The organism is Pantoea sp. XAF26B01_ASV70 (assembly GCF_054512635.1).
In genome coordinates this window covers 860,681-877,023 of the sequence record NZ_CM137251.1, presented here as the reverse complement: position 1 = coordinate 877,023, position 16,343 = coordinate 860,681, and the positions used below count along the sequence as shown (strand labels likewise).

General features: G+C 56.5%; 14 protein-coding genes and 1 other RNA gene. 5 read left to right on the top strand and 10 right to left on the bottom strand.

From position 1 onward, the window contains the following. Positions 1 to 36: 36 nt before the first annotated feature. The gene (gene trhA, locus ACX8ZY_RS04205; protein ID WP_267713207.1) at positions 37 to 702 is read right to left on the bottom strand and encodes a PAQR family membrane homeostasis protein TrhA; all 666 of its coding nucleotides are present in this window, start codon (positions 700 to 702) and stop codon (positions 37 to 39) included. A gap of 169 nt (positions 703 to 871) precedes the next feature. Here trhA and ACX8ZY_RS04200 point away from each other — a divergent pair, with 169 nt between their 5' ends. Together ACX8ZY_RS04200 and ACX8ZY_RS04195 are read left to right on the top strand one after the other, a co-directional pair. Beyond that, positions 872 to 1,591: a MurR/RpiR family transcriptional regulator gene (locus tag ACX8ZY_RS04200; RefSeq protein ID WP_010248792.1), complete on the top strand. Its 720-nt coding sequence runs from the start codon at positions 872 to 874 to the stop codon at positions 1,589 to 1,591. A 115-nt stretch (positions 1,592 to 1,706) separates the two neighbouring features. Continuing rightward, positions 1,707 to 3,146, top strand: coding sequence for a 6-phospho-beta-glucosidase (locus ACX8ZY_RS04195; RefSeq protein ID WP_029519408.1), 1,440 nt, complete (start codon positions 1,707 to 1,709; stop codon positions 3,144 to 3,146). Positions 3,147 to 3,176: 30 nt separating this feature from the next. On the opposite strand, the gene ACX8ZY_RS04190 is transcribed toward ACX8ZY_RS04195, so the two are convergent. The 8 genes from ACX8ZY_RS04190 to ACX8ZY_RS04155 all read right to left on the bottom strand — a co-directional run bounded on the left by ACX8ZY_RS04190 (position 3,177) and on the right by ACX8ZY_RS04155 (position 13,220). After that, complete coding sequence (locus ACX8ZY_RS04190) at positions 3,177 to 3,920, bottom strand: SDR family oxidoreductase (RefSeq protein ID WP_061902050.1); 744 nt, start codon at positions 3,918 to 3,920, stop codon at positions 3,177 to 3,179. A gap of 67 nt (positions 3,921 to 3,987) precedes the next feature. Beyond that, on the bottom strand, positions 3,988 to 6,861 hold the full coding sequence (gcvP, locus tag ACX8ZY_RS04185) for an aminomethyl-transferring glycine dehydrogenase (protein WP_172608876.1): 2,874 nt from the start codon (positions 6,859 to 6,861) through the stop codon (positions 3,988 to 3,990). An 80-nt stretch (positions 6,862 to 6,941) separates the two neighbouring features. After that, the gene (gcvH, locus tag ACX8ZY_RS04180) at positions 6,942 to 7,328 is read right to left on the bottom strand and encodes a glycine cleavage system protein GcvH (protein WP_010248802.1); all 387 of its coding nucleotides are present in this window, start codon (positions 7,326 to 7,328) and stop codon (positions 6,942 to 6,944) included. A 23-nt stretch (positions 7,329 to 7,351) separates the two neighbouring features. Continuing rightward, complete coding sequence (gene gcvT, locus ACX8ZY_RS04175) at positions 7,352 to 8,449, bottom strand: glycine cleavage system aminomethyltransferase GcvT (protein WP_010671055.1); 1,098 nt, start codon at positions 8,447 to 8,449, stop codon at positions 7,352 to 7,354. Positions 8,450 to 8,881: 432 nt separating this feature from the next. Next, positions 8,882 to 10,084: an FAD-dependent 2-octaprenylphenol hydroxylase gene (gene ubiI / locus ACX8ZY_RS04170; RefSeq protein WP_010671056.1), complete on the bottom strand. Its 1,203-nt coding sequence runs from the start codon at positions 10,082 to 10,084 to the stop codon at positions 8,882 to 8,884. A gap of 13 nt (positions 10,085 to 10,097) precedes the next feature. Then, a complete protein-coding gene (gene ubiH, locus ACX8ZY_RS04165; protein ID WP_158131398.1) occupies positions 10,098 to 11,276 on the bottom strand; it encodes a 2-octaprenyl-6-methoxyphenyl hydroxylase in 1,179 nt (392 codons plus the stop codon). Further along, positions 11,273 to 12,595 carry a Xaa-Pro aminopeptidase gene (pepP, locus tag ACX8ZY_RS04160; RefSeq protein WP_158131397.1) on the bottom strand — a complete coding sequence of 441 codons (1,323 nt, stop codon included), beginning with the start codon at positions 12,593 to 12,595 and terminating at the stop codon, positions 11,273 to 11,275. Before pepP ends, ubiH begins: the two co-directional genes overlap by 4 nt. Positions 12,596 to 12,641: 46 nt before the next feature. Continuing rightward, complete coding sequence (locus tag ACX8ZY_RS04155) at positions 12,642 to 13,220, bottom strand: YecA/YgfB family protein (RefSeq protein WP_022623836.1); 579 nt, start codon at positions 13,218 to 13,220, stop codon at positions 12,642 to 12,644. Between the two features lie 170 nt (positions 13,221 to 13,390). Between ACX8ZY_RS04155 and zapA the strand changes: the two genes are divergently transcribed. From zapA to ACX8ZY_RS04140, 3 genes are all read left to right on the top strand, one after another. Further along, entirely contained in the window at positions 13,391 to 13,720 is a 330-nt protein-coding gene (gene zapA / locus ACX8ZY_RS04150; protein ID WP_008925677.1) for a cell division protein ZapA, read from the top strand. A 39-nt stretch (positions 13,721 to 13,759) separates the two neighbouring features. Beyond that, positions 13,760 to 13,942, top strand: a non-coding RNA gene (gene ssrS, locus ACX8ZY_RS04145) — 6S RNA. Between the two features lie 92 nt (positions 13,943 to 14,034). Further along, positions 14,035 to 14,628: a 5-formyltetrahydrofolate cyclo-ligase gene (locus ACX8ZY_RS04140; RefSeq protein ID WP_010671060.1), complete on the top strand. Its 594-nt coding sequence runs from the start codon at positions 14,035 to 14,037 to the stop codon at positions 14,626 to 14,628. 344 nt (positions 14,629 to 14,972) lie between these two features. Here the strand turns inward: ACX8ZY_RS04140 and serA are convergent, their stop codons facing one another. Further along, entirely contained in the window at positions 14,973 to 16,211 is a 1,239-nt protein-coding gene (gene serA, locus ACX8ZY_RS04135) for a phosphoglycerate dehydrogenase (RefSeq protein ID WP_010248817.1), read from the bottom strand. Positions 16,212 to 16,343: the final 132 nt, after the last annotated feature.

Here is a 16,343-nt window from a genome sequence, read left to right as displayed (position 1 = left end):
GGAAGGGCCAGTGCCACAATTCAGAGCAGGCTCAATTTAGCGCACATAAAAGTAGATAGCGCAGAAGTGGCAGAGACTCCCACCCAGCACGAACAGATGCCAGATGGCGTGGTTAAACGGAATACGGCGCGCCACATAGAAAATCACCCCCAGCGAATAGATAATCCCGCCTGCGGCAAGCAGCCAGATGCAGCCCGGCGGCAGGATCATCGCCAGCTGATAAACCACAATCAGCGACAGCCACCCCATACAGAGATAAGTCACCAGCGACAGCGCTTTAAAGCGATGCGCAATCGTGAGCTTGAACAGGATACCGGCCAGCGCCAGCCCCCAGATCACCGCCATTAATCCATACGCCAGCGGCGTCCTCAGCGCGACCAGCAGAAACGGCGTATAGGTGCCGGCAATCAGCAGATAGATGGCGCAGTGATCAAACTTTTTCAGCCAGGGTCTGGCCGGGCCAGCCGGAATAGCGTGATAGAGCGTCGAGGCCAGAAACAGCAGGATCATGCTGCCACCATAGAGGCTGTAACTGATAAAAGTGAGGGTGTCGGCCTGCCTCTCCGTTGCCTGATTGAGCATCAGCATCAGTCCGACGATACCGAACAGGCAGCCAAGACCGTGACTGATACTGTTGGCAATTTCCTCGGCGAACGAATAGCCCGCAGCGTGTTGATGTTTGTGAGAGAGTGTGGGGGTCATAACAGGTTCCTGATCAGCTCCATAGCAGTGATATCGTTATCCAGCGTAGCCAACAATTTTTTCAGTGTACACTTGTACGCTAAAATTATCCTGGTGAAATTCACTATCCCTTAAACCGGGTGATGAATCTGGTAAACTGGCCGCCAGTCAACTGTTCAATGAGTCATTCATGTTTTCGCATAGCGATCTCGCCCGCCTTAACGATCTGGAAATGCAGGTCTATCAGTTCATCATTAAGCACCGCGAAGGCGTCAGCTACATGACGATCCGCGAGCTGGCTGAGCAGGCTGGCGTCTCCACCACCACCGTGCTGCGTTTCTGTCGCAAGATGGGCTGTGAAGGCTGGTCGGAATTCCGCATCCGCCTGCGCTTAAACGAACAGCAAAGTGCGCCAATGCTCAACACGGCGGGCGTCAGTGAAATGCTGAGCTTTTTTAAGAGCATCAATAATCCGGAGTTTGAACAGCTCATCGCTGAGGCCGCGCAGAAGATTAATCAGGCTGAGCGGGTCTTCTTTATTGGCGTCGGCACCTCCGGCAGTCTGGCAAAATATGGCGCACGCTTTTTCTCTAACCTCGGTAAATTCAGCCACGCGATTGACGATCCCTATTATCCGGTCAGTCCCGATCTCTATGAAAACGCCATTGCCATTATTTTATCGGTTTCCGGCGAAACGGAAGAGATCCTGCGCATTGCCAGCCAGTTCAGCCTGAATAAGTGCAAAATCATTGCGATAACCAACACGGAAAGCTGCTCGCTGGCGAAGATCGGTGATTTCAACCTCTGCTACCATGTGCCCATCATCCGTATGGCGGACAATTCCGACATTACGACTCAGGTGCCAGTGACCTATATTATTGAAGCAATCGGCCGCCAGCTGGGGAAATAAAACAGCCTGTTTTTTGGATGTAACAAACGTAATTATTGCCGCGCTGTTATATCGTGACTTTCATTATTGCCTTGCTACACTCAGCTCAATTTCAATATCCGTAATGGGGTGAAGCATGAGTGCAGAATTGCAGTTACCAAAAGGCTTTCTTTGGGGCGGAGCGGTGGCAGCGCATCAGGTTGAAGGCGGCTGGGATCAGGGCGGCAAAGGCGTCAGCATTGCTGACGTGATGACTGGCGGTTCACACGGCGTTGACCGGGTGATCACCGACGGCGTGCAGCCGGGTCATTTCTACCCAAACCACAAGGGTGTGGAGTTTTACTCCCACTACAAACAGGATGTCGCGCTGTTTGCCGAGATGGGCTTCAAATGTTTCCGAACCTCGATTGCCTGGACCCGTATCTTCCCTAACGGTGACGAGCAACAGCCCAACGAAGCGGGCCTGCAATTCTATGACGACCTGTTTGATGAACTGCTGAAGTATGGCATTGAACCGGTCATCACCCTTTCGCACTTCGAAATGCCTTATCACCTGGTCAAAGAGTATGGTGGCTGGCACAACCGCAAAGTGGTCGACTTCTTTGTGCGCTTCAGCGAAGTGGTGCTGAACCGCTATAAAAGCAAAGTGAAATACTGGATGACTTTCAATGAGATCAACAACCAGCGTAACTGGCAGTATCCGCTGTTTGGTTACTGCTGTTCAGGTGTGATCTTTACCGAACATGAGAAACCGGAACAGGCGATGTATCAGGTGATGCACCACCAGTTTGTTGCCAGTGCAAAAGTGGTGAAACTCGGCCACGACATCAATCCTGATTTTCAGATTGGCTGCATGATCGCCATGGTGCCGGTCTATCCCTTCTCCTGCCACCCGGACGATGTGGTGCTGGCGCAGGAATCGATGCATCAGCGCTATGTGTTCAGTGACGTGCAGATGCGCGGCTACTATCCGGCCTACACCCTGAAAGAGTGGGCGCGCAAGGGTTACGACATTCAGATGGAAGCGGATGATGCCGAGACGCTGCGCCAGGGCTGTGCAGACTATGTCGGTTTCAGTTACTACATGAGCAACGCAGTGAAGACCGATGCCAGCGGCGTTGACGATCCGATCACCGGCTTTGAAGGTGTGGTGAAAAACCCGCATGTGAAAGCGTCCGACTGGGGCTGGCAGATCGATCCGGTTGGCCTGCGCTACGCCATGAACGAGCTGTATGAGCGTTACCAGAAGCCGCTGTTTATTGTTGAAAACGGCTTTGGTGCTATCGATAAGCCAAACGCCAATGGCGTAATTGAAGATGATTACCGCATCGACTATCTGCGTGCGCATATCGAAGAGATGAAGAAAGCTGTGGCGTACGATGGTGTTGAATTAATGGGCTATACGCCGTGGGGCTGCCTCGATTGCGTCTCGTTTACCACCGGCCAGTACGACAAACGTTACGGCTTTATTCATGTGAATAAAAACGATGATGGCAGCGGCGATTTTTCTCGTGGGAAGAAAAAGAGTTTCAGCTGGTATCAGCAGGTTATCGCCAGTAACGGCGAAAACCTGTAAGTCATCACGCCGCATCAGCGGCGAAGTGAGTTAACGCCCACCGGCAGCGTCAATGATGCTGCCGGTGACGTAAGAGGCCGCGTCGCTGGCCAGCCAGACGATCGCTTCCGCCACCTCTTCTGCTTCACCGCCGCGTCCCATCGGGATCACGCTGGCAAGCCTGTCCACTCTGCCTGGCTCTCCGCCATCGGCATGCATCTCTGTATAGATAAATCCCGGACGTACGCCGTTGACCCGAATCCCCTGCTGCGCCACTTCCAGCGACAATCCTCTGGTCAGCGTGTCCATCGCCCCTTTTGAAGCGGCGTAATCGACATATTCGCCAGGCGCACCGGTACGCGACGCGGCCGATGAGACGTTGACGATGGAGCCGCCCTGGCCGCCGTGATGCGTGCCCATCCGCTTAACCGCCTCACGACAGCAGAGAAAAGACCCAATCACGTTGGTGGCAAAGACCTTATGCAGGCGTGCCGCATCCAGCTGCTCGGTGCGACACTGCTGAAACAAAATCCCGGCGTTGTTCACCAGCAACGCCAGCGGTTCGGACTGCTGGTCGAGCTGCGCAAACATCGCCATCACCTGGGCTTCATCACTGATATCTGCCTGAACAGCAAAGGCTTCACCGCCCTGCTGCCGGATCTGCGCCACCACCTGTTGAGCTTCCGCTTCGCGCTGACGGTAGTTCACCGCAACCCGATAACCCCGGGCGGCCAGTAACAGCGCTGTGGCCCGCCCGATACCGCGGCTGCCACCCGTAACCAGTGCCAGTTTCATGCTGATTCTCCAGTACAAAGGGCCGACGAATCGGCCCCTTTATGGTTAACGTTTGCCTGCGGGAAAATTACTGATAGTCGCTCATCGGCACGCAGGAGCAGAAGAGATTACGGTCGCCAAACACATCATCCAGACGTTTTACCGTCGGCCAGTATTTGTTGTGGCTGCCCGCCGGGAAGACTGCCAGTTCACGGCTGTAAGGATGTGACCACTCACTGACGATTTCCAGCTGAGTATGCGGCGCATTAACCAGTGGGTTGTCGTTCAGCGGCCATTCACCTGACGTCACCCGATCAATCTCCATGCGGATCGCCAGCATCGCGTCGATAAAGCGATCCAGTTCGATTTTGCTTTCCGATTCGGTCGGCTCCACCATCAGGGTGCCCGCCACCGGGAAGGACATCGTTGGTGCGTGGAATCCGTAATCGATCAGGCGCTTAGCAATATCCAGCTCACTGATGCCGGTCTGCTCTTTCAGCGGACGGATGTCGAGAATACATTCGTGCGCCACGCGACCGTCACGGCCGGTGTAGAGCACCGGATAGGCAGACTGCAGCCGGCGGGCAATATAGTTGGCATTCAGAATCGCGACCGAACTGGCCTGTTTCAGCCCTTCCGCGCCCATCATGCGAATGTACATCCAGCTGATTGGCAGAATGGATGCACTGCCAAACGGCGCTGCGGATACGGCGCCCTGCTGCGTCAGCACACCGTCAATCTGCACCACGCTGTGTCCCGGCACAAACGGAGCCAGGTGCGCTTTGACGCCAATCGGTCCCATACCCGGACCGCCGCCGCCGTGCGGAATGCAGAAGGTTTTATGCAGATTCAGGTGCGAGACATCCGCGCCGATATAGCCAGGCGTGGTGATGCCGACCTGCGCATTCATGTTCGCGCCATCCAGATAAACCTGACCGCCATACTGATGCACGATCTGGCACACTTCGCGAATGGTCTCTTCATAAACGCCATGAGTTGACGGGTAAGTCACCATGATGCAGGAGAGCCTGTCGCCCGCCTGAGCCGCTTTCTCGCGCAGATCGCCAAGGTCGATGTTGCCCTGTTTATCGCAGGCCACCACCACCACGTCCATGCCCGCCATCTGGGCTGAGGCCGGGTTAGTCCCGTGCGCCGAGCTTGGGATCAGGCAGAGATGACGATCGCCCTCGCCACGGCTTTCGTGATAACGACGGATCGCCAGCAGTCCGGCATATTCACCCTGCGCGCCGGAGTTTGGCTGCATACAGAGCGCATCATAGCCGGTGAGCTGCACCAGCCACTGCGAAAGCTGGCCGATCATCTGCAGATAGCCGGTAGCCTGTTCAGCCGGGCAGAATGGATGCAGCTCCGCAAATTCCGGCCAGGTGATCGGGATCATCTCTGCCGCGGCATTGAGCTTCATGGTGCAGGAGCCCAGCGGGATCATCGCCTGATTCAGCGCCAGATCCTTTTTCTCCAGGCTGTGCATGTAGCGCATCATCTCGGTTTCGCTGTGATGACGGTTGAACACCGGATGGGTCAGGATCTCGCTGTGGCGTTGCAGGCCAGCAGGAATCGCGTGGCTCTCGCTGGCCACTTCGCTGTCGAGCTTTTCCAGGTCCTGACCGTGTTCATCACCCAGCAGAATGGCAAACAGCGCCAGAATATCTTCGCGGCAGGTGGTTTCATCCAGCGTGATGCCCACGGCGTTATGGATGTCGCTACGCAGGTTAACGCCAAAGCTCAGGGCGCGGTTCAGCACGGCGGCTTTATCCGCCACTTCCACCGTCAGCGTATCGAACCAGTGCTGATGGCGCAGCTTCAGGCCGCCCTGTTGCAGCCCAGCCGCCAGAATGTTGGTGAAGCGATGAATGCGTGAGGCAATGCGTTTCAGGCCCGCCGGGCCGTGGAACACCGCATAGAGACCGGCGATGTTTGCCAGCAGCACCTGCGACGTACAGATGTTGGAGTTGGCCTTTTCACGGCGGATATGTTGTTCACGGGTCTGCATCGCCATACGCAGCGCCGTGTTGCCCGCCGCATCACGTGAAACACCAATGATACGGCCTGGCATAGAGCGTTTATGCTCGTCGCGGCTGGCGAAGAATGCCGCGTGAGGGCCGCCGTAGCCCATTGGCACGCCGAAGCGCTGAGCTGAACCAAAGACAATATCTGCACCCTGTTTGCCTGGCGCTTCCAGTAACACCAGCGACATAAAGTCCGCCGCCACGCTGACCACCACTTTGCGGGCTTTCAGTCCGGCAATCAGCGCGCTGTAATCGTGCGCTTCGCCGGTAGTGCCCACCTGTTGCAGCAGCACACCAAACAGGTCGTCATGATCGGGTGCTTTGTCCGCGCTATCAATAATCAGTTCGAAACCGAACGTCTCCGCACGGGTGCGGACCACATCCAGCGTCTGCGGATGGATATCATCGGCAATGAAGAATTTATTGGCATTTTTGAGCTTACTGACGCGTTTTGCCATCGCCATCGCTTCAGCGGCAGCGGTTGCTTCGTCCAGTAGTGAGGCGGACGCGATATCCATGCCGGTAAGATCCAGCGTCAGCTGCTGGAAGTTCAGCAGCGCTTCCAGACGGCCCTGGGAGACCTCGGGCTGATACGGAGTATAGGCGGTGTACCAGCCCGGATTCTCCAGCATATTACGCAGGATGACCGGCGGGGTGATCACCGCGCTGTATCCCATACCGATCCAGGATTTGTAACGCAGATTCTGGCTGGCAATCGCTTTCAGTTCGGCCAGAGCCTGCTGTTCAGTGGCGGCTTCGCCAACCGCTGGCGGGCCTGGCAGCTGAATGTCTGCCGGCACAATCGTGCTGATTAACGCTTCCAGCGAACGGGCACCAATAGCGTCAAGCATCTGCGCCTGCTGCTCAGGTGAAGGACCGATATGGCGCTCAATGAATGCACCGTTGTGTTCAAGCTGGCTGAGAGTCTGAGTCATTAGCAGTAAATCCTGAATCGGGCTGGGGGAACCGGAGAGCAAACATAAATCTGCGGCCTCTGTGTGAGGCCGCCTGACGACTACTCGTCGATGGAGGCTTTGTAAGCATCCGCATCCAGCAGCGTGTCGATTTCAGACGCGTCGCTGGCTTTGATTTTGAATAACCAGCCGCCTTCATAAGGCTCGCTGTTGACCTGCTCCGGTGAGTCAGTCAGTGCTTCGTTGACCGCCACAATCTCACCGCTGATCGGCGCATAGATATCTGAAGCCGCTTTAACGGATTCCGCGACCGCGCACTCTTCACCAGCGGCAAACGTCGCGCCCACTTCCGGCAGATCGACAAACACCATGTCGCCCAGTAGCTCCTGCGCGTGTTCAGTGATACCCACGGTGTAGCTGCCATCTTCTTCTTTGCGCACCCACTCGTGGCTGTCGCGGTACTTCAACGTATTCGGCACATTGCTCATTGGCCATTTCTCCTGAATAAAATTTACTGAGCGACCGGTTTACCGGCGCGGACAAAAACGGGACGGGTAACCTGGACCGGCATCTGGCGGTTACGGATCTCAACGATGGCGGTGCTGCCGACTGAGGCCGGTACGCGCGCCAGGGCGATGCTGCAACCCAGCGTCGGTGAGAAAGAGCCACTGGTGATGATCCCCTCCTGCGGCTGCCCCTGGTCATCGGTGAAACGCACCGGCAAGCCGTTACGCAGCACCCCTTTTTCAGTGAGGATCAGCCCCACCAGCTTTTCGGTACCGCGTTCACGCTGCAGTTCCAGCGCTTCCCGGCCGATGAAATCGCGGTCAGCAGGTTCCCAGCAGACCGTCCAGCCCATGTTGGCAGCCAGCGGTGAAACGCCTTCATCCATCTCCTGACCATACAGATTCATACCCGCTTCCAGACGCAGCGTGTCACGTGCGCCCAGTCCGGCAGGTTTAACGCCAGCAGCCAGAAGACGCTGCCAGAAATCGGCCGCCTCCTCTGCAGGCATAGCAATCTCATATCCCGCTTCGCCGGTATAGCCGGTGGTGGCGATAAACAGGTCGCCCGCCTGCACGCCGAAAAATGGCTTCATGCCGGCAACGGCCTGACGCTGCTCCTCGCTGAACAGCGTCTGAGCCTTCTGCTGCGCCTGCGGACCCTGCACGGCAATCAGCGCCAGGTCGTCGCGTTCCGTCAGAGTAATGCCATAGCCCTGCGCGTGTTGCGTGATCCAGGCGAGATCGTTTTCACGGGTGGCAGAGTTCACCACCAGCCGGAAGAACTCTTCGCTCATAAAGTAAACAATTAAATCGTCAATGACGCCACCCGAGGCATTCAGCATCCCGGTGTAGAGCGCTTTGCCTGGCTGGGTCAGTTTTGCCACATCATTTGCCAGCAGGTAGCGCAGGAATTCACGGGTACGCGGGCCTGTCAGGTCGACGATGGTCATGTGAGAGACATCAAACATACCGGCGTCGGTGCGCACCACATGATGTTCATCCATCTGGGAGCCATAGTGCAGCGGCATCATCCAGCCATGAAAATCCACCATGCGGGCACCGCAGGCCTGATGCTGTTCAAACAGAGGTGTTTGCTGAGTCATAACCATCCTGTGCAGAAGCGAGTGAGTGCAAAAGTGCGCCGGAATTCAGTGCCGACGCAAACGTTCTCTTAGGGCTGACGTTACCACCGAATCTGACGATTAACCATAAGCAAACCGGGGTCGAAAGCAGAGGCACAGCCTAACCAGGAACGGCTACCAACAGGATATAAAACTGCAATTTTGTGATTAATCGCGCAATAAATGCAGGGAATTTAAATATACGCAGCAAATTTATGCGGGATGGCATTCAGGATGTTAAAAAAATCCCGCGCCCAGCGGACAGAAGAATGAGAAAAAGTAATGCGAATTCGCCCGCAAAATTAGAATAAATCAAACGAAGACCTGTGCTGGTGCAGCGTTGCCTTTTTGTGGTGCAGAGCGGTGTCAGGCGTAAAAAAAGCCAGCAGAAGCTGGCTTATCAGAAGGGCGAATTTAGCGTAGCCAGGCGGGCAGATCATTCAGCCCCATCGCCTGCTTCAGCATCATGGGTTTAACACCCGGCAGGCGGTCAGCCAGTTTCAGACCCACGTCGCGCAGCAATTTTTTCGCCGGATTATTGCCTGCGAACATTTCACGGAAGCCCTGCATTCCCGCCAGCATCATTGCGGCGCTGTGCTTACGGCTGCGCTCATAGCGACGCAGATAGAGGTGCTGACCAATATCTTTGCCCTGCTGATGCAGACGGCGAATCTCACCGATCAGCTCGGCGGCATCCATAAACCCAAGGTTAACGCCCTGACCCGCCAGCGGATGAATGGTGTGAGCCGCATCGCCCACCAGCGCCAGACGGTGTGCCGCGAAGTTGCGGGCATAGCGCGCCACCAGCGGAAACGATTTGCGCTCGCTTTCCAGCTGGCACAGGCCGAGCCGCATATCAAACGCCACCGAGAGCTGCTGATTGAACAGCGCTTCCGGCATGGTTTCCAGACGGCTCGCTTCCTGCGGCGAGAGCGACCAGACGATGGAACTGAGATGCGGATCCTGCATCGGCAGGAAAGCCAGAATGCCGTCGCCATGGAACACCTGGCGCGCTACTGCGTCGTGCGGCTTCTCAGTGCGGACATTAGCCACTAACGCATGGTGATCGTAATCCCAGAAGGTCAGCGGAATATCGGCTTTGTTGCGTAGCCAGGAGTTAGCGCCGTCAGCGGCAATCATTAATCGCGCACTTAACATGCTGCCATCCTGCAGAGTAACAAAGGCTTCGTTGTCACCAAACGCGACCTGCTGTAACTGCGAAGGTGCCATTATCGTCACGTCGCTGCAGGCGCTGGCACGTTGCCAGAGCGCATTGTGGATCACCGGGTTTTCGATGATATGTCCCAGATGCGACAGGCCCTGCTGCTCATCATCAAAGGCGATGGAGCCGAAGCTGTCCTTATCCCATACTTCCATGCCGTGATAAGCGCTGGCGCGCAGCGAGAGAATGGTCGACCAGACATCCAGCTTCTGCAGCAGCCGTTCGCTGGCGGCATTGATTGCCGACACGCGAACTGACGGTGACGCACTCAGCGCCAGCGGTGGCTCCGGTGATTTTTCCAGTACGGCGATGCGCAGTCCGCTGCCCTGCAAGCCGCAGGCCACCGCCAGTCCCACCATACCGCCACCGGCAATCACCACATCAAAAGTTTGCATCTGAGCCTCTTTATTAACGCTTAACCCAGCCAAGCGTGCGCTCAGCCAGTTGATTTCTTAACCACGGCAGATGATCCATCGCCAGCAGGCCCAGGTTACGTCCTGCCACCAGCGGGCCATAGCGATTCGCAAAGACGCGAACCAGTCCGTCGGTGATACCGATGGTGGCGGCGCGGTCGGGCTGACGACGCTGCTGATAATGATGCAGCACCGCATAGCTGCCGGGGTCCTGCTGCTGCCGATGGGCGGCTGCCAGCGTTTCAGCCAGCGACATCACATCGCGCAGGCCCAGGTTGAAGCCCTGCCCGGCAATCGGATGTAGCGTCTGCGCCGCATTGCCCACTACCGCCACGCGATGCGTCACTGGCGACATCGCCCGGTGCAGCGCCAGCGGGTAATACTCACGCTGGCCGGTGTGGGTGAATTTCCCCAGCCGCCAGCCAAAGGCACGCTGCAGCTGGCTGAGGAATTCGGCCTCGCTCCACTGCTCAATGCGTTCACGCTGCGAAACCGGATGACACCAGACCAGCGACAGGCGATTGCCGGACATCGGCAACAGCGCCAGCGGGCCATGTTCGGTAAAACGTTCAAATGCCCGGCCCTGATGAGGCAGCGCGGTGGAGACATTGGCAATCACGGCAAGCTGTTCATAGTCGTCTCTTTGCCACTGAATGCCGCACGAAGCCGCCAGCGCAGAGCGCGTGCCATCCGCCGCCACCAGCAGTTTGCCGCTGAGTTGTTCGCCACTGTCCAGCGTCACCTCAACCTGCTGCTCATGGCGGTTAGCCTGGATGACACGAGCCGGACAGCGCAGCGTTACGCCGGGTGCTTTTTTCAGTTCCGCAAACAGACGCTGACCGACGTCAAACAGCTCGACAACCTGTCCCAGCGCCGGAATAGCGTAGTCAGACGCCGCCAGCGACACAAAACCGGCGTGACCGCGATCGGAGACATGGATGTCGGTAATCGGCGTGGCACAACGGGCGATGTGCTGCCACAGATTGATGTCCGCAAGCTGCTGGCAGGTACCGGCAGAGAGCGCAATAGCGCGGCCATCGAAACCGGGATGCGCCCGACTGCCAGGCTCGCTGCTTTCAATCAGCGTTACCGGCAGTGTGCCCTGGGTCAGATGGGAGATCGCCATCGCCAGCGTCGCCCCGGTCATGCCGCCACCGGCAATCAGAATCGTCATGCCTGTTTTGCCGCCGCCATCAGTGCTTCAATCTCATCCGCCTCTTTCACGACGCTGTCGGTGAGATTTTCAATGCCATCTTCAGTGATCACAATGTCATCTTCGATTCGGATACCAATGCCGCGATACTGCGCGGGCACGTCGGCATCCGGTGCGATATAAAGACCCGGCTCGACGGTTAACACCATGCCCGGCTCCAGTACGCGGTCGCGGCTCGGGGTGCCGTAGTGGCCGACATCGTGAACATCCAGTCCCAGCCAGTGGCCCAGGCCATGCATATAGAACTGACGATGGACTTCCTCGGCGATCAATGTATCGACGTCGCCCTCCAGGATGCCCAGCTCCACCAGCCCGGTGACCAGGATGCGCACCACTTCATCATTCACTTCACGAATGCTGATGCCCGGCCGGAACAGTTCAAGCGAGCGATTGAGGCAAGCCAGCACGATGTCATAAATCGCGCGCTGCGCCGGGCTGAATTTGCCGTTAACCGGGAAGGTGCGGGTGATATCGCCTGCATAGCCGTGGAACTCACAGCCTGCATCGATCAGCACCAGATCGCCGTCGCGCATTTCGCTTTCGTTTTCGGTGTAGTGCAGAATGCAGCCGTTAACTCCGGCACCCACAATGGTGTTATAGGAGGGAAAACGCGCACCGTGACGGTTAAATTCGTGCTGAATTTCCCCTTCGAGCTGATACTCGAACAGGCCTGGCCGACAGGCTTGCATGGCGCGGGTATGCGCCAGTGCACTGATTTTCCCGGCGCGACGTAACAGTTCAATCTCATCCGCATCTTTAAACAGGCGCATCTCATGCACCCAGGGACGCCAGTCAGTGAGGGTATCGGGCGCACTGAGATGCTGGCGGAAGCCGCGACGCAGCTTATCCAGCGCGCTGAACACCAGTGTGTCCGCGTGGGCATATTCGCCCTGCGCATGGTAAACCACATCCAGGCCATTCAGCAGCAGGTGCAGCTGGTCACCAATATCATTCCAGGGTAAAGCGCGATCGACGCCCAGTTTGTCGGGTGCGGCCTCCTGACCCAGGCGACGGCCAGACCAGGTTTCCGCCGCAGGATCGCGCACGCGATTAAACAACACGCTGTGGTTATGATTCTCATCGCTTTTGATCAGCACCAGCAACGCCTGCGGCTCGTTAAAACCGGTGAAATACCAGAAGTCGCTGCTCTGGCGGAACGGATATTCGGTGTCATTACTGCGCATCACTTCTGGCGCAGCAAAGATTAACGCTGCGCTGCCAGGCACCATCTTCGCCAGCAGCGCCTGACGACGCTGCAGGAATCGTTCCAGTGAAATCATCTCTGCACTCCCTGTAAACTGACCGGTTAAACTCGTTGACCTGAAATTAGTGTAGCGTCGGTTTTTGCACTTCTGGCGCGGTTGGCTGCGGGCGGGTGAACGTATCGTGGCACAGCAGCGCGGCGACACGTACATACTCAATCACCTCCTCCAGCGACTGCTCCAGCTCCTCCTGGTCTTCATCTTCTTCGTAACCGAGCTGTGCGATGGTGCGCAGATCATCGATTGCTTCGCCGGTTTCGCCGGTGACTTTATCCAGTTTAGGCTGTGTTACGCCCAGGCCGAGCAGAAAATGGTTAACCCAGCCCGCCAGCGCGTCGGCACGGTCAAATACAGTGATGTCGTCGTCAGCAGGCAGCAGCAGCTGAAACAGGAAGCCTTCATCTTCCAGCGTAGTCGCCGTATGCTCGTGTAGTTCCGCCAGCGGCACGGCAAGAGTGTGTGAAAACGCCATGCCTTCGTTAGCCAGATCGTGTACCAGCGTCTTCCAGCTGGTGTCCTGGTTACCACCGCAGAGGATCCCGCTCAGCAGGCCGTGCATTTCTGCGGGCGTCATTCCAACGCCCTGCTGTGAGAGCACCGCCGCGAGCGCGTTGTAATCGGGGGTTGCGTTCTGTAAGGACATAAGTTTTCATCGTCGTTGGCAGAATAAGTTCGTGTTATGCTACCACTAGCTGCCTCAAGGTTTCCAGAAAAGGGGTTGTATCTTATTTCGTGGGTCTATATAGTTGCCCGCCTCCCAAGCCATTGACTGCTAAGGGAGTTGCGAGCGAAGTAATCAGTCAGGAAGGTGGCATGTCTGCACAACCGGTAGATTTACAAATTTTTGGTCGTTCGTTGAGAGTAAATTGTCCGCCAGAGCAGCAAGATGCGCTCAATAGCGCGGCTGAAGATCTCAATCAACGGTTGCAAGATCTAAAAGTTCGCACTAGAGTCACCAATACAGAACAACTGGTGTTCATCGCCGCGTTAAACGTCTGCCACGAGCTGGCGCAAGAGAAAGTGAAAACGCGCGATTATGCTGCTAATATGGAACAGCGTATCCGTATGTTGCAGCAGACGATTGAACAGGCATTAGTTGAGCAGGGTCGCATCTCTGAGCGTGAGGGTGCGAAGTTCGAATAAAACTTCATGGTTGCTATACTTAAGTAACGGTGAGGTAAATTTTCTCTGAGATGTTTGCATGTGGGCCAGTCCCCTGAGCCGATATTTCGAAAAAACAGAATGTGACGCTCGTAACCTGTGTGCATGCTCGGTTCGTCCGAGAAGCCTGATGGTTATGACGGCATGTTCACCTTGAACCAAGGGTTCAAGGGTTACAGCCTACGGCGGCATCTCGGAGATCTCTCTTCCTGTAGTCCTGCTTTTTTCCCCTGACTGACATGTTATAGTCGCTCAACAGCGACTTATCCGGCGGGGAAATCATGTCTGAACCTTCCATGTCTGAACCTTCAATGACCCAGCGTCAGGCGATTCGCCAGCATGTGCGACATCTGCGACGGGCACTTACCGATGAGCAGCAAACGCAGGCCGCTGAGCAGCTCGCTGAACATGCGCTCAACTACGCCCCGGTGACTGAAGCGCGCAATATCGCCCTTTTTCTGTCGGTGGATGGCGAACTCAATACCCGTCCGCTGATTGCCCGCCTCTGGCATCTGAAAAAAACGGTCTGTCTGCCGGTTTTACACCCCTTCTCTCCCGGTAATTTGTTGTTTCTGCGCTACTCGCCCGATACCCCATTGCTCAAAAATAAGCTGCGCATTCCTGAACCGCCGCTGGATATCCGGCAGGTGATCACCCTTGATCAACTGGATCTGATGATGGTGCCGCTGGTGGCGTTTGATCAGCATGGGCAGCGTCTGGGGATGGGCGGCGGCTTCTACGATCGCACCCTGCAGAACTGGCGGCAGCACGGTTTTTTGCCGGTGGGCCTGGCACACGATTGTCAGCAGGTCGATAGCCTGCCGGTGGCAGAATGGGATGTGCCTTTGCCGGCGGTAATGACGCCATCAAAACTCTGGCAGTGGGAGTAGAAGAGTCGCTTTTGCAGACAAGTGAAAACCCATACCTGGGCGCATCTGGCAGCAATGAAATAGCTTAACGCGCAGGGAACATGGTCAGAAGAGGAAAGCGTCCCGCCGCCCGAATAAAAACGCCGGGAGCGTTTTTAAACAACGCAACGCGTTGGCCCGGTTACGGGCGCACCTCAGGGATGAGGTGCGTAATCGCGCGGGCCGGGCATGCCATGGATGGCGGCTTTTGCATCTTTCCGATCTGACCGTGTTCCCTTCGCAGTCTCGGTCTTACAGCAAATCGGGACAGCCTGTATTAACTACCTGAAGAGACGCGACTAAGCGCCTGTTCAGGTTGGTAGCGCTTAGTAAAGCAGACGGGCGCGAATGGTACCCGGAATCGCCTTCATCAGTTGCAGCGCGTTCTCAGCCACTTCCGGCTCTGCATCAATGTCGATCACCACATAGCCCATAAACGGCGAGGTTTGCAGATACTGGGCGGCGATGTTGATGCCCTGCTCGGCAAAAATCTGGTTGATGGCCGTCAGCACGCCAGGGCGGTTCTCATGGATATGCAGCAGACGACTGGCGCTGATACCGTGAATCGGCAGTGACACTTCGGGGAAATTCACCGCCGACAGGGTCGAGCCGTTATCGGAGTATTTCGCCAGCTTGCCCGCCACTTCAATGCCGATGTTCTCCTGCGCTTCTTCCGTCGAGCCGCCAATGTGCGGCGTCAGGATCACGTTGTCGAACTCACTCAGTGGAGAGATAAACGGCTCGCTGTTGGTAGCTGGCTCGCTCGGGAAGACGTCGATGGCTGCGCCACCCACATGCTTGCTGGCCAGCGCATCGCACAGCGCCGGGATATCCACCACCGTGCCGCGTGAGGCGTTAATCAGCAGCGCGCCAGGCTTCATCTGCGCCAGCTGCTCTGCACCAATCATATCCTGTGTAGAGACGGTTTCCGGCACGTGCAGGCTGACCACATCGCTCATGTTGAGGAGATCGGCCAGATGGCGTACCTGCGTGGCATTACCCAGCGGCAGCTTATTTTCAATGTCGTAGAAGAAAACATGCATACCCAGGCTTTCTGCCAGCACGCCCAGCTGCATTCCGATATGGCCGTAACCGATAATACCCAGTTTTTTGCCACGCGCTTCAAATGAGCCTTTGGCAATCTTATTCCAGATGCCACGGTGTGCTTTCGCATTCGCTTCCGGGATGCCACGCAGCATCAGCAGCATCTCACCAATCACCAGCTCCGCAACCGAGCGGGTATTTGAGAACGGCGCATTGAACACGGGAATACCCCGGCTGGCAGCCGCCTGCAGATCAACCTGGTTGGTACCGATACAGAAACAGCCAACGGCGACCAGCTTTTCAGCCGCCGCAAAAATCTCTTCAGTGAGCTGGGAGCGGGAACGGATACCAATAAAGTGTGCATCACGGATCGATGCTTTTAACGCGTCGGAGTCCAGTGCGCCCTTATGGAATTCGATGTTGGTATAGCCTGCAGCCCGCAGGTTCTCCAGCGCGCTCTGATGGACACCTTCCACCAGCAGGAACTTAATCTTATCTTTTTCCAGTGATACCTTTGCCATTTCCCGATCCTATTCAGCATTCAATGAGGACTACCATAAGCCAGCCTTCTGTCAAAATATCAAAAAAATCGCGTCGGGCAATACAAACGATTGCCCGGCCGCCAGCACGGCAGCGGCTGACGGCAGCACATT